Source organism: Sphaerotilus sulfidivorans, assembly GCF_013426975.1.
Classification (GTDB): Bacteria; Pseudomonadota; Gammaproteobacteria; order Burkholderiales; family Burkholderiaceae_C; genus Sphaerotilus; species Sphaerotilus sulfidivorans.
Genome location: NZ_JACCPY010000002.1, coordinates 45,616 through 70,787, shown reverse-complemented (window position 1 = coordinate 70,787; position 25,172 = coordinate 45,616). Strand labels below are relative to the sequence as shown.

Sequence of the window (25,172 nt, the reverse complement as noted above, 5' to 3'; positions counted from 1 at the left end):
TGACAGGCGCCCGCCCTGCCCCGGGGCTGCTCAGGCACGGGCAAAGAACCGGCGCTCGATCTCGGCCGGCAGCGGGCCGGTGCGATGCGCGCGCTCGAGCACATGCCAGAAGTAGCGGAAGCTGGCGCGGTCGTGCAGCGTGTCCTGACCGTGGTGCCGATGACGGATCGGCCCCCAGCCGGCGGCCTGCGCGGCCATCAGGATCTCGGCGGCCTGATCGACCTCGGCGGTGGTCGGCGAGAAGGCGTCGACGATGGTGCGGATCTGGTCCGGGTGAATGCTCCACATCCGGGTGTAGCCAAGCTGGCGGCAGGCCTGGGTCGCCGCCGCCTCCAGCGCCGAGAGATGCTTGAACTCGGTGACGACGCAGTGTGAGGGCACCTTGCCCCAGCCGTGGCAGGCCGCCGAGATCTCCAGCTTGGCCCGCATCACCAGCGGATGCTCGAACTGGCCCTTGACCGACATGCCGCTCTGCGGGATGGCGCCGCGGTGGTCGGAGACGAAGTCCATCAGGCCGAAGGACAGCGACTCGATGCGCGGATGCGCCGCCAGCGCCTGCACCTCGCGCAGCGCACCGTGCGTCTCGACCAGCGCGTGCACAGGAATCGCCCGTTGGAGGCCGTGGCGGGCAATGGCGTCGTCGATCGCGGCAACCGCGCGCTCGACATCGGCCAGGCCGCGCGGCTTGGGCACCATGATGTAGGCCACCCGCGCGCCAGCGCGGGCGACGATCGCGTCGACCATCGCCTCGAAGGCCGGATGGTCGACGGTCTGCACGCGCGCGCCGACCCGGTCGAAGCGGTTGGCGCCCGAGTCGATCATCTCGGCGATCAGCTGCGCATGCTCGAGCTCGCCGCCGACCGGCGCGCCGTCCTCGCCGTCGAGCGTGATGTCGAAGACGGGGCCAAGCTCGGCCTGCATCTCCAGGCTCTTGCGCATGCGCACTTCGACGCCAGCATAGTGGTCGCAGACCGGCAGGTCGGCCGGCAGCAGCTCGCCGGCATCGAACAGCGCGTCGCGCGGATGGACGGAGTGCGGGGCGGTGGACATCGTGCTCATGATCGGAATCCGGGGCGTGGAGGTCGAAACGGAAAAAGGCCGGCGCTTGTGGCGGCCGGCCTTTCATTGTGGACCGGCCGGGATCGGCTGGTCCGTGCCGCGCTCCGGTCAGGAACGCGGCGGACACCTGCGCTGGCAGCGCGTCAGAGCATGCCCTTGACGGCGTCGGCCTCGTCGGTCAGTTCCTTCAGGGTGATGGCGATCTTTTCCTGGCTGTAGGCGTCGATCTCCAGACCCTGGATGATCTTGTAGCCGCCGTCCTTGCACTCGCACGGGAAGCCGAAGACGATGCCTTCCGGGATGCCGTAGGAGCCGTCCGACGGCACGCCCATCGTCACCCACTCGTCCGAGCCCAGCACCCAGTCGCGCACATGGTCGATGGCGGCGTTGGCGGCCGAGGCGGCCGACGACAGGCCGCGGGCCTCGATGATGGCGGCGCCGCGCTTGCCCACCGTCGGCAGGAACACGTCGTTGTTCCAGACGGCGTCGTTGACCAGGGCCTTCACGCTGTCACCATTGGAGGTGCAGAAGCGGTAGTCGGCGTACATGGTCGGCGAATGGTTGCCCCACACCACCAGCTGCTTCAGGCTGGCGACGTCGCGGCCGGTCTTGGCAGCGAGCTGGCTCAGCGCGCGGTTGTGGTCCAGGCGCAGCATGCCGTGGTAGTTGGCCGGGTTGGTGCGGCCGACCTTCTTGGCAGCCGCTGCGGCGATGTAGGCGTTGGTGTTGCAGGGGTTGCCAACGACCAGCACCTTGACGTCTTCCTTGGCGTTCTCGGCGATGGCCTTGCCCTGCACCGTGAAGATCGCGCCGTTGGCGGTCAGCAGGTCGGCACGCTCCATGCCCTTCGAACGGGGACGTGCGCCCACCAGCAGGCAGACGTCGGCATCCTTGAAGGCGACGTTCGGATCATCGGTGGCGAACATGCCGGCCAGCAGCGGGAAGGCGCAGTCCTCCAGTTCCATCATCACGCCCTTGCAGGCGTTCTGGGCCTGCGGCAGGTCCAGCAGCTGCAGGATCACCGGCTGGTCCTTGCCCAGCATCTCGCCCGAGGCGATGCGGAACAGCAGGGAGTAACCGATCTGACCGGCGGCGCCGGTGACAGCGACGCGAACGGGGGACTTGCTCATGGGCGAGGCTCCTGGAATGGGGTACGGCGAGAGTGCTGCCGGGGGGTGGGGTCTACTTGAAAAGCACCGCGCAGTCTAGGTGCCGACCCGGGTACTGTCAACGATCTTATGTCTTATATAAGACATCTTGTAGAACAGCGTTGCAACCCGACACCCGCTTGTGCTGCAATGCCGGCCATGCCGCAATCCGCCCCTTCATCAACGCCGATGAATGCCCCCCCGGACTCCGCGGGGGATGGTGGCGCGCCCTCCTTCAGCCCGCTCTACCAGCAGATCAAGGCGCTGATCATGCGCGGCCTGCAGGCCGGCGAATGGAAGCCCGGCGAGGCGATTCCCAGCGAGCTGGAGCTGGCCGCGCGCTTTCGTGTCAGCCAGGGCACGGTGCGTAAGGCTATCGACGAACTGGCCGCCGAGAATCTGCTGGTTCGCCGCCAGGGCAAGGGCACCTTCGTCGCCACCCACAGCGAGCAGAAGATCCAGTATCGATTCCTGCGACTGCAGCCCGAGGGCGGCGGCGAGCCGGTGCCGATGCAGCGCCAGTTCCTGGACTGCCGCCGCATTCCCGCGCCGGCCGACGTCGCCCGCGCGCTGGCGCTGCGGGCCGGCGAGATGGCGGTGGAGGTCCGTCGCACCCTGTCGCAGAACGGGCGCCCGATCGTGCTGGACGACATCTGGCTGCCGGCCAGTCTCTTCAAGGGACTGACGGCGCAGCGCATGGGCGACTACAAGGGGCCTCTGTACGGTCTGTTCGAATCCGAGTTCGGCGTCAGGATGATCCGGGCAGAGGAGAAGATCCGGGCAGTGGCGGCGGATGGCGAGGTGGCAGGCGTGCTCGGTGTTGACGCGGGAAGCCCCCTGCTCAGCGTCGAGCGACTGTCGTTCACGTATGGTGACAAGCCTGTGGAACTGCGCCGGGGCTTCTACGACACCTCGACGCATCACTATCGCAACGAGCTGAACTGAAAAGAGCGGCTGGCAGTGTCGGCACCCGTGCCTTGACTGCTGCGTTGCAATAAAATTCCGCGGTTTCTTCGTAATTACAAAGGCATCTCATGGCAGACACCCTCAAACAGCGGCCAGGCCCGATGCGTCTCATCGACGCGACCCAGTACCGGCTTCCCCTCGCGGCGAAGCTGTCGATCCTCCACCGCGCCAGCGGCATCATCATGTTCGTGCTGCTGCCGTTCATCATCTGGATGTTCGACAAGAGCGTCAGCTCGGAAGCCTCCTACGAGGACTTCACTGCGGTCTTCACGCACGGTTTCGGCCCGTTCCCCGGGGTGTTCGTCAAGCTGGTGGTGCTGGCCCTGATCTGGTCCTACCTGCATCACTTCTGCGCCGGCGTGCGCCACCTGTGGATGGACGCCACCCACAGCGTCACCAAGGAGCAGGGCAAGTCTTCGGCCGTCGTCAGCTTCGCGATCAGCCTGCTGCTGACCGTCGCCCTCGGCGCCAAGCTGTTCGGCCTGTTCTGAGCCCGTCCGACCTTTAGAGACGTCGAGAGACGCTTTTTTCCATGTCCAAGAACTACGGTTCCAAGCGCATCGTCACCGGTGCGCACTACGGCCTGCGCGACTGGCTCGCGCAGCGTGTCACTGCGGTGCTGATGGCGCTGTTCACCATCGTGCTGCTGGTGCAGGTGCTGTTCGGCGGCCCGCTGGGCTATGACAGCTGGTCGGGCATCTTCGCCGCGCAATGGATGAAGACGCTCACCTTCACCGTGATCGTCGCCCTCGCATGGCACGCCTGGGTCGGCGTGCGCGACATCTACATGGACTACGTCACCAAGTCGGTCGGCCTGCGCCTGACCCTGCAGGTGGCCACGGTCGTCTGGCTCGTCGGCTGCGCCGGCTGGGCAGTGCAAGTTCTCTGGAGACTCTGATGGCGTCGATCGCTACTTCCGCCAGCTATTCTGGTTCCCTGCCGCGCCGCAAGTTCGATGTCGTCATCGTCGGCGCGGGTGGCTCGGGCATGCGCGCCTCGCTGCAGCTCGCGCGCGCCGGCCTGAACGTCGCCGTCCTGACCAAGGTCTTCCCGACCCGCTCGCACACCGTCGCCGCCCAGGGTGGCGTCGGCGCCTCGCTGGGCAACATGTCGGAAGACAACTGGCACTACCACTTCTACGACACCATCAAGGGCTCGGACTGGCTGGGCGACCAGGACGCCATCGAGTTCATGTGCCGTGAAGCGCCGAAGGTCGTCTACGAGCTCGAGCACTTCGGCATGCCGTTCGACCGCAATGCCGACGGCACCATCTACCAGCGTCCGTTCGGCGGCCACACCGCCAACTACGGCGAGAAGCCCGTCCAGCGCGCCTGCGCCGCCGCCGACCGCACCGGCCACGCGATGCTGCACACGCTGTACCAGCAGAACGTCAAGTCGCGCACGCAGTTCTTCGTCGAGTGGATGGCGCTGGACCTGATCCGCGACGCCGAAGGCGACGTGGTCGGCGTGACCGCGCTCGAGATGGAGACCGGCGAGCTGTTCATCTTCGAGGCCAAGAGCGTGCTGCTGGCCACCGGGGGCGCGGGCCGCATCTTCGCCGCCTCGACCAACGCCTTCATCAACACCGGCGACGGTCTGGGCATGGCCGCGCGCGCCGGCATCCCGCTGCAGGACATGGAGTTCTGGCAGTTCCACCCGACCGGCGTGGCCGGCGCGGGCGTGCTGCTGACCGAAGGCTGCCGCGGCGAAGGCGCGATCCTGCGCAACGTCAACGGCGAGCGCTTCATGGAGCGCTATGCCCCGACGCTGAAGGATCTGGCCCCGCGCGACTTCGTCTCGCGCTGCATGGACCAGGAGATCAAGGAAGGTCGCGGCTGCGGTCCGAACAAGGACTATGTCGTGCTCGACATGACCCACCTGGGCGGCGACACCATCCTGAAGCGCCTGCCCTCGGTGTTCGAGATCGGCCACAACTTCGCCAACGTCGACATCACCAAGGAGCCGATCCCCGTGGTGCCGACCATCCACTACCAGATGGGCGGCATCCCGACCGGCATCACCGGCCAGGTCGTGACGACGCAGAACGATGTCAACACCATCGTGAACGGCCTGTACGCGGTGGGCGAATGCTCCTGCGTGTCGGTGCACGGCGCCAACCGCCTGGGCACCAACTCGCTGCTGGACCTGCTGGTGTTCGGCAAGTCGGCCGGCAACCACATCATCGACGCCCATCAGAAGGCGCCGAAGTCGCACAAGGACCTGCCGAAGGACGCCGCCGACCGCTCGCTGGCCCGCCTGGCCCGTCTGGACGCCAGCACCTCGGGCGAATACGCCCAGGATGTCGCCGGCGACATCCGCGCCGCGATGCAGCAGCACGCCGGCGTGTTCCGCACCCAGAAGACGATGGACGAGGGCGTGGTCAAGATCAACGCGATCCGCGAGCGCGTGCACAACATCACGCTCAAGGACAAGTCGAAGGTCTTCAACACCGCGCGCATCGAGGCGCTGGAAGTCGACAACCTGATCGAGGCCGCCCAGGCCACGATGACCTCGGCCGCTGCCCGCAAGGAATGCCGTGGCGCGCACACCGTCAAGGACTACGAGCGCGGTGCCGACGACAAGGAATTCCCGCTGGGCCGCAACGACAAGGAATGGATGAAGCACACCCTCTGGGACAGTGCCACCAACTCGCTGTCGTACAAGTCCGTCAACCTGAAGCCGCTGACCGTCGAGTCGGTGCCGCCGAAGGTCCGTACCTTCTAAGAAGCGCCCGAGGAGAAACAACATGGCCCAGAAGCGCACTTTCCAGATCTACCGCTACGATCCCGACAAGGACGCCAAGCCGTACATGCAGACCATCGAGGTCGAGCTCGACGGCAACGAGCGCATGCTGCTCGACGCCCTGGTCAAGCTGAAGAAGGTCGACCCGACGCTGTCGTTCCGCCGTTCCTGCCGTGAAGGCGTGTGCGGCTCGGACGCGATGAACATCAACGGCAAGAACGGCCTGGCCTGCCTGACCAACATGCGCGACCTGCCGGGCGTGGTGGTCCTCAAGCCCCTGCCGGGCCTGCCGGTCATCCGCGACCTGATCGTGGACATGACGCAGTTCTTCAAGCAGTACCACTCGATCAAGCCCTACCTGGTCAACGACACGCCGCCGCCCGAGAAGGAGCGTCTGCAGTCGCCCGAGGAGCGCGACGAGCTCAACGGCCTGTACGAGTGCATCCTCTGCGCGAGCTGCTCGACCAGCTGCCCGAGCTTCTGGTGGAACCCGGACAAGTTCGTCGGCCCGGCCGGCCTGCTGCAGGCCTACCGCTTCATCGCCGACAGCCGTGACCAGGAAACCGCCGGGCGTCTGGACAACCTGGAAGACCCGTACCGCCTGTTCCGCTGCCACACGATCATGAACTGCGTGGACGTGTGCCCGAAGGGTCTGAACCCGACGAAGGCGATCGGCAAGATCAAGGAGCTGATGGTCCGCCGGGCCGTCTGATCCTGCGCGATCCGTCGACCGCAGCGCGGGCCGTGCCTTCCACCCCGGCACGGCACCGGCTGCGGTCAGACCTCTGAAAGAACTGCAATGGACACTCTGCTCGACGAGCGTGCACTCAGCAAGCTGCGCTGGCGCTGCCGGCGTGGCCTGCTGGAAAACGATCTGTTCATCGAGCGGTTCTTCCAGCGCTTCGAGTCCAGCCTGACCGTGCGTCAGGCCGGCGGCCTCGAGGTGCTGATGGATCTGGCCGATAACGATCTGCTCGACCTGCTGCTGTGCAGGAAAGAGCCCGAGGGTGACATCGATCGTCCGGACGTCCGGGACGTGCTCGCCATGCTGCGTCAGCGGCCCTGAGCATCCCCAGGCGACCGGAACCCAGGACTCCACCCCCATACCAACCGACCTACCGAGGAAACAGCCATGATCCCCTCCGACGTGAAGGCCACACTCTCGTTCTCCGACGGCAGTGCGTCGATGGACCTGCCCATCTACAAGGGCACCATCGGCCCGGATGTCCTGGACATCCGCAAGCTGTACGCGCAGACCGGCAAGTTCACCTACGACCCGGGCTTCCTGTCGACGGCATCGTGCAACTCGACCATCACCTACATCGATGGCGACAAGGGCGAGCTGCTGTACCGTGGCTACCCGATCGAGCAGCTGGCGGTGAGCTGCGACTACCTGGACACCTGCTACCTGCTGCTGTACGGGGATCTGCCCAACGAGGCCCAGCGCAAGGACTTCCACGCCCGCGTGACCAACCACACGATGGTCAACGAGCAGATGCAGTTCTTCCTGCGTGGCTTCCGTCGTGACGCGCACCCGATGGCGGTCCTGACCGGCCTGGTCGGCGGTCTGTCGGCCTTCTATCACGACAGCACCGACATCAACAACCCGCAGCACCGCGAGATCGCGGCGATCCGCCTGATCGCCAAGATGCCCACGCTGGTGGCGATGGCGTACAAGTACTCGGTCGGTCAGCCGTACATGTACCCGAAGAACGACCTGTCCTACGCCGGCAACTTCATGCGCATGATGTTCGCCACGCCGTGCGAGGACTACAAGGTCAACCCGGTGATCGAGCGCGCGCTCGACCGCATCTTCATCCTGCACGCCGACCACGAGCAGAACGCCTCGACCTCGACGGTGCGCCTGTGCGGCTCGTCGGGCACCAACCCGTTCGCGGCGATCGCCGCCGGTGTCGCCTGCCTGTGGGGTCCGGCCCACGGCGGCGCCAACGAGGCCTGCCTGAACATGCTGGAGGAGATCCAGGCCAACGGCGGCGTCGCCAAGGTCGGCGAGTTCATGGAAAAGGTGAAGGACAAGAACAGCGGCGTCAAGCTGATGGGCTTCGGTCACCGCGTCTACAAGAACTACGACCCGCGCGCCAAGCTGATGCGCGAGACCTGCCATGAAGTGCTGAACGAGCTGGGCCTGCAGAACGACCCGCTGTTCAAGCTGGCCATGGAACTCGAGAAGATCGCGCTGGAAGACGACTACTTCGTCGCCCGCAAGCTCTACCCGAACGTCGACTTCTACTCGGGCATCGTGCAGCGCGCCATCGGCATCCCGGTGCAGCTGTTCACCGCGATCTTCGCGCTGGCCCGCACGGTCGGCTGGATCGCCCAGCTCAACGAGATGATCGCCGACCCCGAGTACAAGATCGGCCGTCCGCGCCAGCTCTTCGTCGGCGCCGAGCGTCGCGACGTCAAGCCGCTGGACCAGCGCTGATCAGACCTGCACCCACCCGGCTGCGCCTGCAGTCGGATCAGGCGTGATCAAGGGCCCTGCAGGGCCCTTGTCTTTTTTCAGCGCCTCTCTTTGAGGTGCTTTTTCAGGCGTGTTGCCCATGGGCAATTTCGCGGGTTTACCCTAAAATTGCTGCGCAGCAGCAAAGCTGCAAGACCCGTCTCCCCTGCCACCCACCGCCCGTACCCAGGTCAGCCCATGACACTGCAGCAGCTGCAAGATCTCAAGCAATGGCACCGCCATCATTCCGGCGGTCGCGCCATGGAAGCGGCCCTGTGCGATCTGGTGCTCTGTGTCTGGGCGGCAGGCTGGACGCTGCTGCTGGCCTTGGCCGTCATCGATGCGCCGGAAATGATGCCGGTGTCGCTGCTGATGACGCTGACGCCCTCGTTCTACGCCGCAGCACGGCGCCGGCTGCACCAGCGCGGCCTGCTGCGCTGCGACTGGCTGGCCGCGCTGCAGTCGCCTCAGAACCGGTAACCGATGCGCAGGCCGCCCCAGTGACGGCCCTGCACGATGATCGGAGCCGAGGCCTCCTTGAGCATCACATGCTTGCCACCGCCCATGTCGCGGCGGTAGGTCTGCACCAGGAACGGCCGCTCGTTGCGCGCCGAGGCCAGACCGGTCCGGTCGTTGAAGATGCGCCGGTAGCGGCTGTTGGCGGTGTTCCAGGCCACATCGCCGGGACGCTGAGGCTGGCAGTAGATGGTGTTGTGCACCGGCACATAGCCGTTGCGATCGACCGCGATGCAGAAGGCGATCTTGTCGCTGCTGCCCAGCACCTTTTCCTGGATCGCCGGAAAGAGCCTTTCCGCCAGCGGCGAGAAGGTGGCCAGAAACTGTTCCGGCTGCGTGCCCTCGAGCGGCTGGTAGCGCACATCGAAGAGCGCCTGCGCCGAGATGTGCCCCTGCTGGACGGCCTGCTCGAGCAGCCTGGACATGTCGGCGGCCGCACGCTGGGCCTGTGCGATCATCGGCGTGTCGGTGGTCTCGACACCGCAGCCGGCCAGCTCGTCGATCAGGGTCTCGGACACCGACAGGAAACGGTCGCTGCAGTCCAGCGCCACATCCAGGCCGTCGAAGGCATGACGGATGCCGCTGGAGAGCTGCTGCGAGCGCTCGCAGACCTGCTGGACGGTGGTGGCGCTGCGCCCGGCGGTCTCGTCGATCCGTCCGACCGAGACCTCGACCTCGGCGAACGCGCGGTGGATCGCGCCCTGCGCGGCGCCCTCCCCGCCCGAGCGGATCTCGCGCGAGAAGGACTCGATGCGCCGGTCCAGATCGGTCAGCGTGCCCATGATGGTGCGCGAGGAGCTCTCCACCCGGCCGGCCAGATCCTTGACCGCATCGGCCACCACACCGAAGCCGCGCCCGGCCTCGCCGGCGCGCTTGGCCTCGACCGAGGCATTGAAGGCGACCAGCCGGGTCTGCAGCGCGATCTGGCCGATGTCGCTGGCGGCCGAGGCCACCTGGCGCAGCACCTCGACGATGCTGGCCACCTCGCCGGCGACCTGCTGGACCTCGGTGCGCGCCCGCACCACGGCATCGCGGGTGGCGCCGGAGGCATCGCCGATCGCACGCTGGGACTGCTCGACCTCGCGCAGCCACTGCTCGAGCTGCTGCAGCGAGGCCAGATGCACGGCCGCATCACGCTTGGCATCCTCGATCACGCCGCGGGTCTCGGCCGCATCGCGGCCGATGTTCGACACCTGCGCGGCGATGCGCTGGACCACGCCCTTCTCAGGCGACACTGGCGGCAGCGCCGGCTCGTCGGAGGCCGGGTTCAGGGCCTTGTCGGCATCCGCACGCCCACCATGCAACAGCTTCCACATCTCGGATTTCCGGCTGGAGGGCACCTCGTCGGAGGTGCCCTGAATCTCACCAGGCCCGCAGCTTGGCGCGCAGCCGGGCGATCGACTGGCTGTGCAGCTGGCACACCCGCGACTCGGTCACGCCCAGGACTGCGGCGATTTCCTTCAGGTTCATGTCGTGCTCGTAGTACATGCTCATCACGTACTGCTCGCGCTCGGGCAGGCCCTTGATCGCCTCGACCAGCGCCTCGCGCATGCGGCGGTCGTTGAGCCGGGACAGCGGATCGGCATCGGTGTCGGCGACATGGCGATCCAGATAGTCGCTGTCGCCCTCGTCGCCGCTCATGTCCTCGAGATAGACCAGCTGCGTTCCACGGACCCGGTTGAGCAGGTCCTGGTAGTCGGGCAGCGACAGGCCCATCTCGGCGGCGATCTCGCTCTCGTGCGGCGCCCGGCCGAGACGCTGCTCGAGCTTGTGGACCGCGCCCTCGATGTCGCGCTGGTGCTTGCGCCCGCTGCGGCTCATCCAGTCGCCGCCGCGCAGCTCGTCGAGCATGGCGCCGCGGATGCGCTGGGTGGCGAAGGTCTCGAACTGCACGCCCTGCTTGATGTCGAAGCGGCTCATCGCGTCGGTCAGCCCGATCATGCCGACCTGGATCAGGTCGTCGAGCTCGACGTTCGCCGGCAGCCGGGCGATCATCTGGTGCGCCAGACGCCGCACCAGCGAGCTGTACTGCTCGAGCATGGTCTTGGCGTCGAGCTGGCCGTTGGAGTTGTAGATCGGTTGGCTCCGTGACATGGTCAGACCATCGGCTGCAGACTGGGGGATGAAATCGGGTGCGGAGCTGCACCCGGACGCGGACGCCTCTGGCTGGCGGGCACGAAGGCTGCCCCGGCCTGCAGGGCACTGTCCATGAAGGCGGCCAGCGCCTCGGCCGCTCGCCAGGTCGCCGGACGGGTCGGAACGATCTCGATGCAGTCGTTCTGCACGCCCCCGAAGAACAGGTCGGCACACTGCGCCAGCCGCCCCGGCACATGCCAGGAGGCCGGCGCGTCGATCTCGGCGCTCATCAGCATGTCGTGTTCGCGCCAGCCGACCTCGGTGGCCAGCCGCTTCAGCGAGGCGTAGGCATGGGTGACCGCATCGGCTCGCTCGTCGCACAGCACCAGCGGGCGAGGCCGGCTCAGGCCCTGCTCGCCGCTGCCGAACAGGCGGGTCAGCTCGGCGGCGCTGGCATGCAGCAGCACCGCCTGCGACAGCGGAGCCGCATCGATGATCGCCCGCAGGAAACCGCGCGAGCCGGCCACGCTCTCGGACCAGCGATCGGGCAGCCCCCGTGCGGCCAGATAGGCGCGGCGGTCGGAGCGCGGCTCGATGAGCTTCGCCAGACCGTCGAAGCCGCCGTCACGTGCCCGCGGGGCCCGCTCGGAGGCGTCCACCATCAGCGTGTAGAGCCCCAGCGATTCCAGCGCGACCATCATGCGGTGCAGCAGCTGGTCCTGATGCTGGACAAACGGGTTGGACACCACCGGAATGAAGCGGACGGAGCGCACGGAGAAGAGACGGCGCAGCCCGTCGGCCTGATCGGCCGGCTGCGCCTGGCGGAAGTCGCTGGGAAAGGCCATCGCGTGCTCCGTTGCGGTCTGGGGCGGGCCGCTCAGGCGCCCAGGTCACGGACAGCCGCAGACGGCTGGCGACGTGCAGGAGGGGCCGATGCATTCGCAGCGGCCGAAGCCGCCGGCTTGACGGCCGGTGCAGGCTCGGTCGCGGCCGAGGCGGGCCGGGAGAAGATCAGGTTGACGTCGCCGGTGTTCAGGCGCCAGGCCTGGGGTCCGCCGCTGCGCAGCGCCCGGTTCACCAGCGCCTGGGCGCTGAGGCGGTGCCAGTCCTCGGGAACACGCTGGCCGTTCGAGATCGCCACCACCTTCAGATGCTGGCGGATCAGCGCGTCGAGCGCCGGGCCGAGCTTCACCGCCTCGTCGAGCTTGGACAGGATGATGCCGCGCGCCTGGTTGGCGGAGTAGGCATTGAGCACATCCTCGATGGTCTCGCCCTGCTGCGCGGCGTTCACCACCAGCAGCCGCTTGATGCTGCGGTGCGAGAGCATGTCGAGCAGGTCGCGGGTGCGCGCGTCGCGCTGTGCCAGGCCCGCGGTGTCGATCAGCACCATCTTCTTGCCCGACAGCAGGTCGAGCAGATCCTCCAGCGCCGCGCGGTCATGCGCGGTGTGCACCGGCACGCCGAGAATGCGGCCATAGGCACGCAGCTGCTCGTGCGCGCCGACCCGGTAGGCGTCAAGCGTGATCAGGCCGAGATTGGCCGCGCCATGGCGGGTCGCGAAGGAGGTCGCCAGCTTGGCGGTCGAGGTGGTCTTGCCGACGCCGGTCGAGCCGATCATCGCGTAGACGCCGCCCTGGTCCTCGATGTCGGGCTCGTTCTCGCCGGTCAGCACATTGCGCTGCAGCACGTCGGCGGCCCAGACCATCTCGTCGGTCACGTCCTCGCTCAGGCTGTCGCAGAGCTTGCGGATCAGGCCGGGAGAGAAGCCGGCATCGAGCAGCCGGGTGGTGAGCTGGGCATGGCGCGGGCTGTTGTTGAGCCGGTCCATGAAGGCCATCGTGTTGAAGCGCTCCTCGATCATGCCCTTCATGGCACGGATCTCGTTGAGCATCTCCATCGACGAGGGCAGGATCGAATCGGCCGGATCGATGCCCCGCGGGCCCGCGGCGGAGCGCACCGGCGCCGGGTTGTTCATCGCCGCCGAATGCGCCGGCACGTCCAGGCGCGGCATCAGGGTGCTGTCGTACAGATCGCCATCCGAGGTGGACAACTGCTCGTCGTCATGCAGGCTCATGACCGGCGGATAGGAGCGCTCTTCGGTCGTCGCGGCAGCAGCCGCAGCGGCGGCGGCCGCCTCGTCGCGCTCCTGCTGGCGCATCCAGTCGGCATAGGTGGCCGGGGGCGGCTGCATGCCCGGCATGGTGCTCTCGCCAGCCCGCGCGCTGCCAGCACCGGAATCGCGGCGGCTCTCGCCGGCCCGCGTCGGTGCGGGCATCGGCCGTGACTGGCCGCCCGATGCCGCCTGCGCCTGCATGACAGAGCCCGAAGCGGATGTGCCGGGTGCGGCCAGATCATCGTCGCCATCGCTGCGGGACTTCATCTCGGCCTGGCGCTTCTTCAGCATGCGCTCGCGCACATAGTCCTGGAAGGACAGCGTGCTCATCGCCAGCGTGCCGACATCTTCCTGGACCTGCGCGCTGGCATCGGTCGGCGCCGCATCGAAGCTGTCGGGCATCGGCTCGGCCTCGTGCAGATCATCCTCGAAGCGCTCGTCGGCCTGGGCGGCCGGGCCGGACTCGAAGCGCTCGATCGCATCGATGCTCTCGGCCGGCATCGCCACGATCTCGATGCCGGAGCTGCTGGGCTTGGTCGACAGCACGACCGCGTTGTCGCCGAAGGCCTGACGAACCTTCTGCATCGCCTCGCGCGAGTTGCGCCCGAAAAAGCGCTTCACATTCATGAGTGGGCTCCAATGATCGAACCGATGCGGATCGAGTGGGTATCAGGGATCTCGCTGTGCGCCAGCACCTTCAGCCGGGGCGCCGCACGGCGCAGCAGCCGCGCCAGCGACGGCCGCAGCGGGTCAGGCACCAGCAGGCAGGCGGGCTGGCCCAGATCCTCCTGACGACGGGCGGCGTCGATCGCGCCGCGAGTCAGCTGCTCGGCAACACCAGGATCCAGCGCCGGGCCGTTGGCCGAGATCAGCGCCTGTGTCAGCAGCCGCTCGAGTTCGGGCTCCAGCGCGATCACGTCGAGCTCGCGCACCGTGCCGTAGATCTGCTGCACCACCGCCGGCGCCAGCGCCACGCGCAGCCGGCGCGTCAGCTCGTGCGGGTCGGTCACGCCGGCGGAGGCGTGCTCGGCCAGGGTCTCGATGATCGAGCGCATGTCCCGGATGTGGACGCCCTCCTCCAGCAGCATCTGGAGGATCTTCTGCAGTGGAGCGATGCCGATCATCTTGGGAACCACGTCTTCGATGAGTTTCGGGGCCAGCTTGGTCACATGATCGACCAGAGCCTGGGTCTCGGCGCGGCCCAGCAAGCGGGCTGCGTGTTGTTGCATCAAGTGTGAAAGATGGGTCGCCACCACGGTCGAGCAATCAACAACCGTGTATCCAGCCATTTGGGCTGTTTCGCGCTGACGCTCGTCGATCCAGATCGCCGGCAGCCCGAAGGCCGGATCGGTGCCGCTCTGGCCGTTCAGCGGGATCTGCACATGGCCCGGATTGATCGCCAGGAACATGCCCGGATAGGCCTCGCCCTCGCCGATGACCGCGCCGCGCAGCGTCAGGCGGTACATGCTGGGCTTGAGCTCGAGGTTGTCGCGCACATGCACCACCGGCGGCAGGAAGCCGACCTCCTGCGCGAACTTGCGCCGCACGCCGCGGATGCGCGCGAGCAGGTCGCCGCCGCGCTCCTTGTCGACCAGCGCGATCAGCCGGTAGCCGACCTCCATGCCCAGCGCGTCGACCGGCTGCAGGTCGTCCCAGCTGGCCTCCTCGCCCGGCTGCGGACGGGCCTGGGCGGCCACTTCGGCCTCGCTCGGCTCGGCCGCCTTGCGCTCGGCCTTGCGCGCCAGGTGATGCGCCAGCCAGCCCAGGCCGGCGGCGCTGCCCAGGAAGACCAGATGCGGCATGCCCGGCACCAGCCCCAGCAGGCCGATGACCGCCGCCACCATGCCCACCGACTGCGGCGAGCGGAACATCTGCCCGGCGATCTGCGAGCCGACCGCCTCTTCCTTGCCGACCCGCGAGACCACCATCGCCGCGGCCACCGAGATCAGCAGACCGGGAATCTGCGCCACCAGCGCGTCGCCCACCGCCAGGATGATGTAGGAGTTGGCCGCCTGCGAGGCGCTGAGGCCGTGCTGGGCCACGCCGATGACGAAGCCGCCGATGATGTTGATGAACAGGATCAGGATGCCGGCGATCGCGTCGCCGCGCACGAACTTGGAGGCACCGTCCATCGAGCCGAAGAACTCCGCCTCGTTGCCGACCTCCAGCCGGCGACGCTTGGCCTCCTTCTCGTCGATCAGGCCGGCGCCCAGATCGGCATCGATCGCCATCTGCTTGCCGGGCATGGCATCCAGCGTGAAGCGCGCACCGACCTCGGCGATGCGCTCGGCGCCCTTGGTGACGACGATGAAGTTGATCACCACCAGGATCGCGAACACGATCAGGCCGACCGCGAAGTTGCCGCCGATCAGGAAATGCCCGAAGGCCTCGATGACCGCGCCGGCCGCGCCGGGGCCGTTGTGGCCCTCCATCAGCACGACGCGGCTCGAGGCCACGTTCAGCGACAGCCGCAGCAGCGTCGTCAGCAGCAGCACCGCGGGAAAGGCCGCGAAGTCCAGCGGCCGCACCATGTAGGACGCCACCACCATCACCATCAGCGCGGTGGCGATGTTGAAGGTGAACAGCAGGTCCAGCAGCAGCGGCGGCAGCGGCAGGACCATCATCATCAGCACCATGATGATGAGCAGCGGCGCGGCCAGCCCGCTGAGCAGGGCGGCGTCCGGCGCCCCGAACAGGCGCTTGAGCTGGAGGATCTGGGCGTTCATGGGGTGGCGACGCCTCGGCGGGCGGCCCTCGGAGAATGCCGGGGATCGGCGGGATCGAGCTCGGGAGGCACCGCGATGTCCTCGAGCGAGCCGGGATAGGGAGCGCGGCCGGCCATCGCCTCGCGCAGCCGGTAGACATGGGCGAGCACCTGGGCCACCGCGCTGTACAGCGGCATCGGGATCTCGTGGTCAAGCTCGGTGGTGGCGTAGAGCGCCCGCGCCAGCGGCGGCGCCTGCAGCACCGGCACCTTGGCGCTGCCCGCCACGTCGCGAATGCGCATGGCCAGATCGTCGGTGCCCTTGGCCACCACCCGGGGTGCACCGGGACCGTCGGGGTCGTACTTCAGTGCCACCGCATAGTGGGTCGGGTTCATCACCACCAGATCGGCCTGGGGCACCGCGGCCATCATGCGCCGCCGCGAGACCTCGCGCATGCGCGCCTTGATGCGGCCCTTGACCTCCTGGTTGCCCTCCTGCTGCTTGAACTCCTCCTTGACCTCCTGATGGCTCATCTTCAGCCGGGAGGCATGCAGGAAGCGCTGCAGCGGCACGTCGACCACCGCGAACAGCGCCAGCACCAGCACCAGCAGCCACAGGCCGGACACCAGCAGCTCGCCGGCGTCGGCGAAGCCCTGGGCCAGCCCGCCGCCCGACTGCAGCCGCACGAAGTCCTCGTGGTGCGTCCATAGATAGGAGGCACCGACGATGCCCAGCACCAGCGCCAGCAGGCAGGCCTTGAGCATGTCGCCGATCTGGGCCTTGGAGACGATGCGCCCCAGGCCGGAGATCGGGTTGATCTTGCTGAACTTCGGCTCGAGCACCTTGCCGGTGAACACCCAGCCGCCGGAGCCCACCGCCGCGGCCAGCGCCGCCAGCGCGGTCACCAGACCGAAGATCACCACGATCGGCAGCACCGACAGGCCCATGTCGTGCAGGCGCTCGAGCATGCGCTCCGGAGACTTCAGCGTGACCACGTCGAAGCGCAGCGCCGCGGCCATCAGGTCGCGCAGCCGCTCGGTGACCGGCCCGATGGTCGCGGCGATCACGCCCAGCGCCGCCGCGACCACCGCCAGATGGCCGAGATCGCGCGAGCGCGGAATCTGGCCTTCCTTGCGCGCCTTCTCCAGCCGCTTGGGTGTGGCGGGTAGCTGCTTGTCTTGCGAGCCGTCGGACATCGTGCGGGAGGGGGCAGGGTCGGAGGATGAGGATTCGCCATTCTTGCGACGCCACCGAGCGGCTTGAGGCCGATAAGCACCCCGAAGCGACAGGTATTCACGCCCGGAGCCGGCAAGATCCGGCCCTGCCACGCCCGACCCGAAGGCGCAGAATCGAAAAGATGGCCGAAAGCCCGCCTCATTCAGGCCAGGGCAGATTGACAATGCTCAATCACCCTGGATCGCACCCAGGCACAGTCACGACGATGCAAGCCCGCCCCCAGACCGAATTCACCCTGCCGATCGACGGCATGACCTGCGCCTCCTGCGTGGCCCGCGTTGAAAAGGCCCTGAAGAAGGTGCCCGGCGTGACCGAGGCCGAGGTCAACCTGGCCACCGAGCAGGCCACCGTGCACACCCGCGAGCCGGTGGCGCGCGAGACGCTGGCCGCGGCGATCCGACGCACCGGCTTCGACGTGCCCGACGAGGCCGCGACCGACGCGCCGGCCGGCACCGATGCGCCGCGCGAGCCGCTCCTGGACGAAGGCCGGCGGGTGCTGCTGGCGGCGCTGCTGTCGCTGCCGCTGGTGGCGCCGATGCTGCTCGAGCCCTTCGGCGTGCAGGCGATGCTGCCCGGCGGCTGGCAGTGGCTGCTGGCCACGCCGGTGCAGTTCTGGCTGGGCGCGCGCTTCTACCGTGCCGGCTGGCATGCGCTGCGTGCCGGCAGCGGCAACATGGACCTGCTGGTCGCGCTGGGCACCAGCGCGGCCTATGCGCTATCGATGTGGCTGCTGATGACGGGCCACGGCCACCATCTCTACTTCGAGAGCGCGGCCGTCGTCATCACGCTGGTGATGCTGGGCAAGTGGCTGGAATCGCGCGCCAAGCACCGCACCGTCGAGGCGATCCGCGCGCTGCGGGCGCTCGCGCCGGAGACCGCGCGGGTGATCGCGCCCGACGGCTCCGAGCAGGAGCGGCCGCTGGCGCGGGTGCGTGTCGGCGACCGGGTGGTGATCCGGCCGGGCGAGCGGGTGCCGGTCGACGGCGAGATCGTCGAGGGCGCCAGCCATCTGGACGAATCGCTGCTGACCGGCGAGAGCCTGCCGGTGGCGCGCGAGCCCGGCCAGCGCGTCACCGGCGGCGCGGTCAACGGCGAGGGCCGGCTGGTGGTGCGCACGCTGGCGACGGGCGCCGAGACCACGCTGGCGCGCATCGTGCGGCTGGTCGAGTCGGCGCAGGCGAAGAAGGCGCCGATCCAGCGCCTGGTCGATCAGGTCAGCGCGGTCTTCGTTCCGGTGGTGATCGTGCTGGCGCTGCTGACGCTGCTGGGCTGGGGCCTGATCGGCGGCGACTGGGAGGCCGCCCTGCTGCGCGCGGTGGCGGTGCTGGTGATCGCCTGCCCCTGCGCGCTCGGTCTGGCCACGCCGGCGGCGATCATGGTCGGCACCGGCGCGGCGGCGCGCCACGGCATCCTGATCAAGGACGCGCAGGCGCTGGAGGTGGCGCAGGCGGTGCGGGTCGTCGCCTTCGACAAGACCGGCACGCTGACGGCGGGCAAGCCCTCGCTGACCGGCCTGGCGGCCGCGCCCGGCCTGAGCGAGCGCGAGGCGCTGCGCCTGGCCGCGGCACTGCAGTCGGGTAGCGAGCATCCGCTGGCGCGCGCGGTGAACGAGGCGGCCCGGGCGCAGGCCTCGGCCGCCGACACCGTGACCGCCGCGGCCGATCTGCGCGCCGAGCCCGGTCGCGGCGTCTCCGGCACGGTCGAGGGCCGCGCGCTGCGGCTGGGCAGCCAGCGCTGGATGGACGAGCTCGGCGTCGCCACCGCGCCGCTGCATGCGCAGGCCCGGGCCTGGCTGGGCGAGGGCCGCACGCTGTCCTGGCTGGCCGAGATCATGCCGGACGGCCCGCCGCGCCTGCTCGGCGCGCTGGCCTTCGGCGACACGCTCAAGCCCGGCGCCGTCGAGGCCATCGGCCGGCTGCGCGCGATGGGCCTGCGCACGCTGCTGGTGAGCGGCGACAACCGCAGCGCGGTCGAGGCCGCCGGCCGGCTGCTGGGCATCGACGAGGTGCGCGCCGAGGTGCTGCCCGGCGACAAGGCCGGGGTGATCCAGGCCCTGCGCGAGGACGGCCGGAAGGTGGCGATGGTCGGCGACGGCCTGAACGACGCGCCGGCGCTGGCCGCGGCCGACGTCGGCCTGGCAATCACCCACAGCGACGGCACCGGCACCGACGTGGCGATGCATGCGGCCGGCATCACGCTGATGCGCGGCGACCCCGGCGCGGTGGCCGACGCGATCGACATCTCGCGGCGCACCACCCGCAAGATCCGCCAGAACCTGTTCTGGGCCTTCATCTACAACATCGTCGGCATTCCGCTGGCGGCGGCCGGGCTGCTGAGCCCGGTGGTGGCCGGCGCGGCGATGGCCGCCAGCAGCGTCAGCGTCATCAGCAACGCGCTGCTGCTGTCGCGCTGGCGGCCGGTTGCGCTCAGCGCCAGGCCGCCTCGCCCCAGCGCAGCATCTGCTTGAGCTGCGCCGGGTCGGTGTCGGCGCCGATGTGCACGCACTCGATGCCGAAGACCTCGGCCCAGGCGCGCAGCTGGTCCATCGAGACGTTCTGGCTGAACACCGTGTGGTGGGCGCCGCCGGCGTGGATCCAAGCCTCGGTGCCGCGGGCCAGATCGGGCAGCGGCCGGTAGACAGCGTGGGCCACCGGCAGGTGCGGCAGCGCCTGCGGCGGCGCGACCACGTCGACCTCGTGGCAGATCAGGCGGAAGCGGTGGCCGAGGTCGATCAGCGTGCTGTGGATCGCGCGGCCGGGCGCCGCGGCGAAGATCAGGCGCGCCGGATCGTCCTTCTTGCCGATCGACAGCGGCTGCACGTCCAGGCGCGGGCGGTCCTGCGCGCCGGCGATGCTCGGGCAGACCTCGAGCATGTGCGCGCCCAGCACCAGCTCCTCGCCCGGCACCAGGTGGTAGGTGTAGTCCTCCATGAAGGACGCGCCGCCCGGCTTGCCGGCGCCCATGATCTTGATCGCGCGCAGCAGCGCGGCCGTCTTCCAGTCGCCCTCGGCGCCGAAGCCGTAGCCGTCGGCCATCAGGCGCTGCACCGCCAGGCCCGGCAGCTGGCGGATGCCGTGCAGGTTCTCGAAGGTGGTGGTGAAGGCGCCGAAGCCACCGCGCTGCAGGTAGTCGCGCAGGCCGGCCTCGATGCGGGCGGCATCGACCAGGCGGGCGCGGCGCTCCCCGCCCTCGCGCACCTCGGGCACCAGCTCGTAGTCGGCCTCGTAGGCCTGCAGCAGCGCCTGCACCCGGTCCTCGTCGATGGCGTCGATGCGCGCGGCCAGATCGCCCAGCGCATGGCCGTTGACCGCATAGCCGAAGCGCAGCTGGGCCTCGACCTTGTCGCCCTCGGTGACCGCGACCTCGCGCATGTTGTCGCCGAAGCGCGCGACCTTCAGCTGCTGGCTGTCCTGCACCGCGGCGACCACGCGCATCCAGTCGCCCAGGCGGCGCTGCAGCGTGGCTTCGCTCCAGTGGCCGACGATGACCTCGTGCGGGCGCCTGAGCCGCGCGGCGATGTGGCCGAACTCGCGACCGCCGTGGGCGGTCTGGTTCAGGTTCATGAACTGCATGTCGATGGTCGCCCACGGCAGCTCGGCGTTGAACTGCGTGTGCAGCTGCATGAAGGGCTTGCGCAGCGCCGCCAGGCCGGCGATCCACATGCGTGCCGGCGAGAAGGTGTGCATCCAGGTGACCAGGCCGGCGCAGCGCGGATCGGCATCGGCCTGGCGGCACAGCGCCAGGATGCCGTCGCTGTCGGTGACCACCGGCTTGAGCACCAGGCGCAGCGGCAGCGCGCCGCTGGCGTTCAGGCCGGCGCACAGGGCCTCGGCATGGGCGCTGACCTGCTGCAGCGTCTTCGGGCCGTACAGGTGCTGGGAGCCGACGACAAGCCAGCAGTCGAGATCGGGAACGGTGATGGGCATGATGAAGACAGCGGAAAGGAACAGGACGGAAGGAGGAACGGGAGGAGAACCCGGTTCAGGTGCGGGCGGCGGGCGGCTGCTGGCCGTAGGTCGCGCCGGGGCCGTGCTTGCGCAGGTAGTGCTTGTCCAGCAGCGCGGTGCCGATCGGGCGCCGGTCGGCGTCGAGCTGGCGGGTGTAGAGCGCCAGGCGTGCGACCTCCTCCAGCACCGCGGCGTGGTGCACCGCCTGGGCGGCGTCGCGGCCCCAGGCGAAGGGCGCGTGCTCGCTGACCAGCACGCCCGGACAGGCCGCGGGATCGCGCCCCGCCAGCGTCTCGACGATCACCTCGCCGGTCGCGCCCTCGTAGTCACGGGCGATCTCGTCGGGGCGCAGCGGGCGCGAGCACGGCACCTCGCCATGGAAATAGTCCGCATGGGTGGTGCCCAGCGCGGGAATCGGCAGCCCGGCCTGGGCCCAGGCGGTCGCGTGCGTCGAATGGGTATGGACGATGCCGCCGATGCCCGGCCACTGGCGGTACAGGTGCAGATGGGTGGCGGTGTCCGACGAGGGCTTGAGCGTGCCGGCCACCCTCGCGCCGTCGGCCAGCGCCAGCACCACGATGTCCTCTCGCTGCAGCCGCTCGTAGGCCACGCCGCTGGGCTTGATCGCCATCCAGCCGCGGGCACGGTCGACGCCGCTGACATTGCCCCAGGTGAACAGCACCAGGCCGTGGCGCGGCAGCGCCAGATTGGCCTGCAGCACCTGCTCGCGCAGCGCGTCGAGCGCCTGGCGATCGGCCGCCGCGTCCTCGGGGCGCGGCACGCATTCGGCGACGGGAGGAAAGGAAAGGGGCAGCGTCATGAGGCCTCGACAGCGGACGGAAGGACGGGAAAGGCCAGCGGCTCGGCGGCCGGCGCGTGCAGCGGCTCGGTGGCGGCGACCCAGCGCTGGTAGCGCTGGAACAGCGGCTGCAGCAGCGCATGGCGCGCGGCATCGGGCCGGTGCACGGCCGCCAGCGGGCTGGCCATCGCAGCCATCGCCGGCTCGACGCCCGCGTGGGCACCGGCGGCCACCGCGCCGAAGATGGCCGCGCCAAGCGCACAGCACTCGTCGGAGGCGACCACCTCGACCTCGCGGTCGCAGACATCGGCCAGCAGCTGCATCAGCGCCGGCGCCTTGCGCGCGATGCCGCCGAGCGCGCGCACCCGCCGAACCGGCACGCCCTGGTGCTCGAAGGCCTCGTTGACGGCCCGTGCGCCGAAGGCGGTGGCCAGCAGCGCGGCGCCGAACAGGTCGACCGGATCGCTGGCCAGCGTCAGATGGCCGAGCACGCCCTGCAGCCGCTGGTCGGCGCCGGGGCTGCGGCGGCCGTTGATCCAGTCGAGCATCAGCGGCGTGCGCGCCAGCGTGGCCGCCGGATCGGCCTGCCAGCGCTGCAGCCACTGCTGGCTGAGCGCCGGCAGCAGCGCGGCACGGGCCTCGGCCAGCGCCGGGGCGCAAGCCGCCAGTTCGGGCCGCTGCGCCGCCCAGTCGAGCGCGCCGCCGAGCAGGCCGCTCATCCACGCGTACAGGTCGCCGAAGGCCGACTGGCCAGCCTCCAGGCCGACCCAGCCCGGCAGCACCGAGCCCTCGACCTGGCCGCAGATGCCGGCAATCGTGCGCTCGCCGAGCTGCCGCGGATCGACGACGGTGATGTCGCAGGTCGAGGTGCCGATGACCTTGACCAGCATCCCCGGCGCCACACCCGCCCCGACCGCACCCATGTGGCAGTCGAAGGCACCGCCGGCCACGACCACGCCCGCCGGCAGGCCCAGGCGCTCGGCCCAGTCCGGATCGAGGCGGCCCAGCGGCAGCTCGGCGGTCTGGGTCGTGCGGTAGAGCGGCGCGTCGAGCCGCTGCAGCGCGTCGCCGCCATAGGCCTGCAGGAATCCGGCCGGCGGCAGCCCGCCCCAGCGCGGCGACCACAGTGCCTTGTGGCCGGCCGCGCAGCGCCCGCGCGGCAGCACCGTCGGCGCGCTGCGGCCGGCCAGCAGCGCCGGCATCCAGTCGCACAGCTCGACCCAGTTGCAGGCCGCCGCCGCCACGGCCGGCGCGCTGCGGCTGACGTGCAGGATCTTGGCCCACCACCACTCGCTGGAATAGACGCCGCCGGCCTCGCGGGTGACGTCGGGCTGCGCCCCGCCGTGGGCCAGTTCGTTGAGCGCCTGCGCCTCGGCGATCGCGGTGTGGTCCTTCCACAGCACGAACATCGCGTCCGGGTTCTCGGCGAACTCCGGGCGCAGCGCCAGCACGCGGCCCTCGGCGTCGATCGGCGCCGGCGTCGAGCCGGTGCTGTCGATGCCGATGCCGACCACCGCGGCGCGGCCGGCCGCGCCGAGTGCCTCGCCGACCTCGCGCACGGCGGCGGTCATCGCCTCGATGTAGTCGGCCGGATGGTGGCGGTAGCGCTGGGCCGCCGGGTCGCAGTACAGGCCGCGGGCCCAGCGCGGGTAGGCCGCCGAGGCCGAGGCCAGTTCCCGGCCATCGGCGCAGCGCACGGCCAGCGCCCGCACGCTGTCGCTGCCAAAGTCGATGCCGATGCTGATCGCGTTGTCGATATTCACGTCACGGAATCCTCGAAGGGGTTTCCACCGCGATGGCGGCAGATATTCAGACGAGCGGCAGTGTGGCGGCATCGATCGCTGGACGACAAACACGATCCGGCTGGAAACATGCACGAAACGCGCGCGATGCGCATCAGCCCGCCGGGCACGCTGGCCGCTGTACGCGATGGTTTTCATCCATGGACAATATCGGGAGCCCGGGCCGGTCCTGCGACAGGGCCGCTGCAGGCGCGAACGCAGACTTCCCCCTGAAAGCGGTGCCGGACTGGCCGGCGGCCTGTTCATCGTCGGTCGAAGGCATGGACTTTTCGGCTGACGATTGCCGTCATCCGGGTGAACCCTCAGGCGACCTGCACCCGGTCTCACCTAACCTGCGGTCCGCGTCGCCGACGGCAGCCGACCGGCCGGGCGACGATCCGGAGAATCATTTTCCCGGGAACCCGGAAAAACTCTACGGATCACTTCGGATCACTTGCCAGGATATTCGAAACCCCCATCCGGAAACCACCCGGAACATCGACGGAGACAAACGCCATGACCACCTCCCGCATCTCCCGCCGCCAGCTGGTGGCCACCTTCAGCGCCTGCGCGATCGGCGTCCTGGTCGGGCTCGGCGGTGCCGGTCCGGCGCAGGCCCAGGACAAGGGCACGATCGGCATCTCGATGCCGACCAAGAGCTCGGCGCGCTGGATCGCCGACGGCGACAACATGGTCAAGGTGCTCAAGGCCCGTGGCTACAGGACCGACCTGCAGTACGCCGACGACGACATTCCCAACCAGCTGGCCCAGATCGAGAACATGATCACCAAGGGCGCGAAGGTGCTGGTGATCGCCTCGATCGACGGCACCACGCTGTCGAAGGCGCTGCAGAACGCGGCCGACAAGGGCGTCAAGGTCATCGCCTATGACCGCCTGATCAAGGGCAGCAGGAACGTCGACTACTACGCCACCTTCGACAACTTCCAGGTCGGCGTGCAGCAGGCCACCTCGATCGTCGACAAGCTCGGCCTGAAGCAGGGAAAGGGCCCCTTCAACATCGAGCTGTTCGGCGGCAGCCCCGACGACAACAACGCCTTCTTCTTCTACGACGGCGCGATGTCGGTCCTCAAGCCCTACATCGACAGCGGCAAGCTGGTGGTGCGCAGCAAGCAGATGGGCATGGACAAGGTCGGCACGCTGCGCTGGGACGGCGCGGTCGCCCAGGCCCGCATGGACAACCTGCTCTCCGCCTTCTACGGCAAGGACAAGGTGCATGCGGTGCTGAGCCCGTACGACGGCCTGTCCATCGGCATCCTCTCCAGCCTCAAGGGCGTGGGCTACTGCACCGCGCAGCAGCCCTGCCCGGTGGTCAGCGGCCAGGACGCGGAAGTGCCCTCGGTCAAGTCCATCCTCAAGGGCGAGCAGTTCTCGACCATCTTCAAGGACACCCGCGAACTGGCCAAGGTGACGGCCAACATGGTGGACGCGGTGCTCAGCGGCAAGGCGCCGGAGGTCAACGACACCAAGACCTACAACAACGGCGTCAAGGTGGTGCCCAGCTACCTGCTCAAGCCGGTGCCGGTGGACGCCGGCAACTGGAAGACGGTGCTGGTCGACAGCGGCTACTACAAGGAATCGCAGCTGCGCTGAGCGCCGGCCTGC

General features: G+C 69.1%; 21 protein-coding genes. 10 read left to right on the top strand and 11 right to left on the bottom strand.

Translation table 11 applies throughout. The annotated features are described in order from the left end of the window. Positions 1–30 precede the first annotated feature (30 nt). Both HZU84_RS01405 and HZU84_RS01400 read right to left on the bottom strand, forming a co-directional pair. Positions 31–1,050: an HpcH/HpaI aldolase/citrate lyase family protein gene (locus HZU84_RS01405; RefSeq protein WP_149505279.1), complete on the bottom strand. Its 1,020-nt coding sequence runs from the start codon at positions 1,048–1,050 to the stop codon at positions 31–33. 152 nt (positions 1,051–1,202) lie between these two features. Next, positions 1,203–2,189 carry a malate dehydrogenase gene (locus HZU84_RS01400; RefSeq protein WP_149504013.1) on the bottom strand — a complete coding sequence of 329 codons (987 nt, stop codon included), beginning with the start codon at positions 2,187–2,189 and terminating at the stop codon, positions 1,203–1,205. A 177-nt stretch (positions 2,190–2,366) separates the two neighbouring features. Between HZU84_RS01400 and HZU84_RS01395 the strand changes: the two genes are divergently transcribed. The 8 genes from HZU84_RS01395 (at position 2,367) to HZU84_RS01360 (ending at position 8,856) form a co-directional block, all read left to right on the top strand. Continuing rightward, on the top strand, positions 2,367–3,152 hold the full coding sequence (locus HZU84_RS01395) for a GntR family transcriptional regulator (RefSeq protein WP_375139013.1): 786 nt from the start codon (positions 2,367–2,369) through the stop codon (positions 3,150–3,152). Positions 3,153–3,241: 89 nt separating this feature from the next. Beyond that, positions 3,242–3,664 (top strand): succinate dehydrogenase, cytochrome b556 subunit, encoded by a 423-nt coding sequence (gene sdhC, locus HZU84_RS01390; protein ID WP_037482622.1) that lies wholly within the window; start codon positions 3,242–3,244, stop codon positions 3,662–3,664. Positions 3,665–3,705: 41 nt separating this feature from the next. Further along, positions 3,706–4,071 carry a succinate dehydrogenase, hydrophobic membrane anchor protein gene (gene sdhD / locus HZU84_RS01385; RefSeq protein ID WP_037482624.1) on the top strand — a complete coding sequence of 122 codons (366 nt, stop codon included), beginning with the start codon at positions 3,706–3,708 and terminating at the stop codon, positions 4,069–4,071. After that, complete coding sequence (gene sdhA, locus HZU84_RS01380) at positions 4,071–5,897, top strand: succinate dehydrogenase flavoprotein subunit (RefSeq protein WP_149504015.1); 1,827 nt, start codon at positions 4,071–4,073, stop codon at positions 5,895–5,897. Before sdhD ends, sdhA begins: the two co-directional genes overlap by 1 nt. A 22-nt stretch (positions 5,898–5,919) precedes the next feature. Then, positions 5,920–6,627, top strand: coding sequence for a succinate dehydrogenase iron-sulfur subunit (locus tag HZU84_RS01375; protein WP_149504016.1), 708 nt, complete (start codon positions 5,920–5,922; stop codon positions 6,625–6,627). 87 nt (positions 6,628–6,714) lie between these two features. Further along, positions 6,715–6,981, top strand: a complete 267-nt coding sequence (locus tag HZU84_RS01370) for an FAD assembly factor SdhE (RefSeq protein ID WP_037482631.1) — start codon at positions 6,715–6,717, stop codon at positions 6,979–6,981. A 66-nt stretch (positions 6,982–7,047) separates the two neighbouring features. Further along, positions 7,048–8,358 carry a citrate synthase gene (locus HZU84_RS01365; protein ID WP_149504017.1) on the top strand — a complete coding sequence of 437 codons (1,311 nt, stop codon included), beginning with the start codon at positions 7,048–7,050 and terminating at the stop codon, positions 8,356–8,358. 279 nt (positions 8,359–8,637) lie between these two features. Next, positions 8,638–8,856 carry a hypothetical protein gene (locus HZU84_RS01360; protein ID WP_149504018.1) on the top strand — a complete coding sequence of 73 codons (219 nt, stop codon included), beginning with the start codon at positions 8,638–8,640 and terminating at the stop codon, positions 8,854–8,856. Here HZU84_RS01360 and HZU84_RS01355 read toward each other — a convergent pair. The 6 genes from HZU84_RS01355 to flhB are packed head-to-tail and all read right to left on the bottom strand — an operon-like array spanning position 8,844 to position 16,982. Then, positions 8,844–10,208, bottom strand: a complete 1,365-nt coding sequence (locus tag HZU84_RS01355; RefSeq protein ID WP_149504019.1) for a methyl-accepting chemotaxis protein — start codon at positions 10,206–10,208, stop codon at positions 8,844–8,846. The genes HZU84_RS01360 and HZU84_RS01355 overlap by 13 nt on opposite strands. A 46-nt stretch (positions 10,209–10,254) precedes the next feature. Next, positions 10,255–10,968, bottom strand: coding sequence for an RNA polymerase sigma factor FliA (locus tag HZU84_RS01350; protein ID WP_149505280.1), 714 nt, complete (start codon positions 10,966–10,968; stop codon positions 10,255–10,257). 20 nt (positions 10,969–10,988) lie between these two features. Further along, positions 10,989–11,813, bottom strand: coding sequence for a flagellar biosynthesis protein (locus HZU84_RS01345; RefSeq protein WP_149504020.1), 825 nt, complete (start codon positions 11,811–11,813; stop codon positions 10,989–10,991). 32 nt (positions 11,814–11,845) lie between these two features. Further along, entirely contained in the window at positions 11,846–13,708 is a 1,863-nt protein-coding gene (gene flhF / locus HZU84_RS01340; RefSeq protein ID WP_149504021.1) for a flagellar biosynthesis GTPase FlhF, read from the bottom strand. Beyond that, positions 13,705–15,807, bottom strand: a complete 2,103-nt coding sequence (flhA, locus tag HZU84_RS01335) for a flagellar biosynthesis protein FlhA (protein WP_037482642.1) — start codon at positions 15,805–15,807, stop codon at positions 13,705–13,707. The genes flhF and flhA overlap by 4 nt, the downstream gene beginning before the upstream one ends. Then, complete coding sequence (gene flhB, locus HZU84_RS01330) at positions 15,804–16,982, bottom strand: flagellar biosynthesis protein FlhB (protein ID WP_149504022.1); 1,179 nt, start codon at positions 16,980–16,982, stop codon at positions 15,804–15,806. Before flhB ends, flhA begins: the two co-directional genes overlap by 4 nt. Before the next feature lie 245 nt (positions 16,983–17,227). On the opposite strand from flhB, the gene HZU84_RS01325 reads away from it, so the two are divergent. After that, positions 17,228–19,489: a heavy metal translocating P-type ATPase gene (locus HZU84_RS01325; RefSeq protein ID WP_244954283.1), complete on the top strand. Its 2,262-nt coding sequence runs from the start codon at positions 17,228–17,230 to the stop codon at positions 19,487–19,489. Here HZU84_RS01325 and araA read toward each other — a convergent pair. The 3 genes from araA to HZU84_RS01310 are packed head-to-tail and all read right to left on the bottom strand — an operon-like array spanning position 19,449 to position 23,531. After that, on the bottom strand, positions 19,449–20,948 hold the full coding sequence (araA, locus tag HZU84_RS01320) for an L-arabinose isomerase (RefSeq protein WP_149504024.1): 1,500 nt from the start codon (positions 20,946–20,948) through the stop codon (positions 19,449–19,451). The genes HZU84_RS01325 and araA overlap by 41 nt on opposite strands. Positions 20,949–21,003: 55 nt before the next feature. Next, entirely contained in the window at positions 21,004–21,789 is a 786-nt protein-coding gene (locus tag HZU84_RS01315) for an L-ribulose-5-phosphate 4-epimerase (RefSeq protein ID WP_149504025.1), read from the bottom strand. Then, complete coding sequence (locus HZU84_RS01310; protein WP_223120887.1) at positions 21,786–23,531, bottom strand: ribulokinase; 1,746 nt, start codon at positions 23,529–23,531, stop codon at positions 21,786–21,788. Before HZU84_RS01310 ends, HZU84_RS01315 begins: the two co-directional genes overlap by 4 nt. A gap of 534 nt (positions 23,532–24,065) precedes the next feature. On the opposite strand from HZU84_RS01310, the gene chvE reads away from it, so the two are divergent. Beyond that, complete coding sequence (gene chvE, locus HZU84_RS01305; protein ID WP_149504026.1) at positions 24,066–25,160, top strand: multiple monosaccharide ABC transporter substrate-binding protein; 1,095 nt, start codon at positions 24,066–24,068, stop codon at positions 25,158–25,160. Positions 25,161–25,172 lie beyond the last annotated feature (12 nt).

Excerpts from the sequence above, each read along its gene's own strand:
- HZU84_RS01405 (WP_149505279.1), bottom strand. The coding sequence starts at position 1,050 with ATGTCCACCGCCCCGCACTCCGTCCATCCGCGCGACGCGCTGTTCGAT.
- HZU84_RS01400 (WP_149504013.1), bottom strand. The coding sequence starts at position 2,189 with ATGAGCAAGTCCCCCGTTCGCGTCGCTGTCACCGGCGCCGCCGGTCAG.
- HZU84_RS01395 (WP_375139013.1), top strand. The coding sequence starts at position 2,367 with ATGCCGCAATCCGCCCCTTCATCAACGCCGATGAATGCCCCCCCGGAC.
- sdhC (WP_037482622.1), top strand. The coding sequence starts at position 3,242 with ATGGCAGACACCCTCAAACAGCGGCCAGGCCCGATGCGTCTCATCGAC.
- sdhD (WP_037482624.1), top strand. The coding sequence starts at position 3,706 with ATGTCCAAGAACTACGGTTCCAAGCGCATCGTCACCGGTGCGCACTAC.
- sdhA (WP_149504015.1), top strand. The coding sequence starts at position 4,071 with ATGGCGTCGATCGCTACTTCCGCCAGCTATTCTGGTTCCCTGCCGCGC.
- HZU84_RS01375 (WP_149504016.1), top strand. The coding sequence starts at position 5,920 with ATGGCCCAGAAGCGCACTTTCCAGATCTACCGCTACGATCCCGACAAG.
- HZU84_RS01370 (WP_037482631.1), top strand. The coding sequence starts at position 6,715 with ATGGACACTCTGCTCGACGAGCGTGCACTCAGCAAGCTGCGCTGGCGC.
- HZU84_RS01365 (WP_149504017.1), top strand. The coding sequence starts at position 7,048 with ATGATCCCCTCCGACGTGAAGGCCACACTCTCGTTCTCCGACGGCAGT.
- HZU84_RS01360 (WP_149504018.1), top strand. The coding sequence starts at position 8,638 with ATGGAAGCGGCCCTGTGCGATCTGGTGCTCTGTGTCTGGGCGGCAGGC.
- HZU84_RS01355 (WP_149504019.1), bottom strand. The coding sequence starts at position 10,208 with ATGTGGAAGCTGTTGCATGGTGGGCGTGCGGATGCCGACAAGGCCCTG.
- HZU84_RS01345 (WP_149504020.1), bottom strand. The coding sequence starts at position 11,813 with ATGGCCTTTCCCAGCGACTTCCGCCAGGCGCAGCCGGCCGATCAGGCC.
- flhF (WP_149504021.1), bottom strand. The coding sequence starts at position 13,708 with ATGAATGTGAAGCGCTTTTTCGGGCGCAACTCGCGCGAGGCGATGCAG.
- flhA (WP_037482642.1), bottom strand. The coding sequence starts at position 15,807 with ATGAACGCCCAGATCCTCCAGCTCAAGCGCCTGTTCGGGGCGCCGGAC.
- flhB (WP_149504022.1), bottom strand. The coding sequence starts at position 16,982 with ATGTCCGACGGCTCGCAAGACAAGCAGCTACCCGCCACACCCAAGCGG.
- HZU84_RS01325 (WP_244954283.1), top strand. The coding sequence starts at position 17,228 with ATGCAAGCCCGCCCCCAGACCGAATTCACCCTGCCGATCGACGGCATG.
- araA (WP_149504024.1), bottom strand. The coding sequence starts at position 20,948 with ATGCCCATCACCGTTCCCGATCTCGACTGCTGGCTTGTCGTCGGCTCC.
- HZU84_RS01315 (WP_149504025.1), bottom strand. The coding sequence starts at position 21,789 with ATGACGCTGCCCCTTTCCTTTCCTCCCGTCGCCGAATGCGTGCCGCGC.
- chvE (WP_149504026.1), top strand. The coding sequence starts at position 24,066 with ATGACCACCTCCCGCATCTCCCGCCGCCAGCTGGTGGCCACCTTCAGC.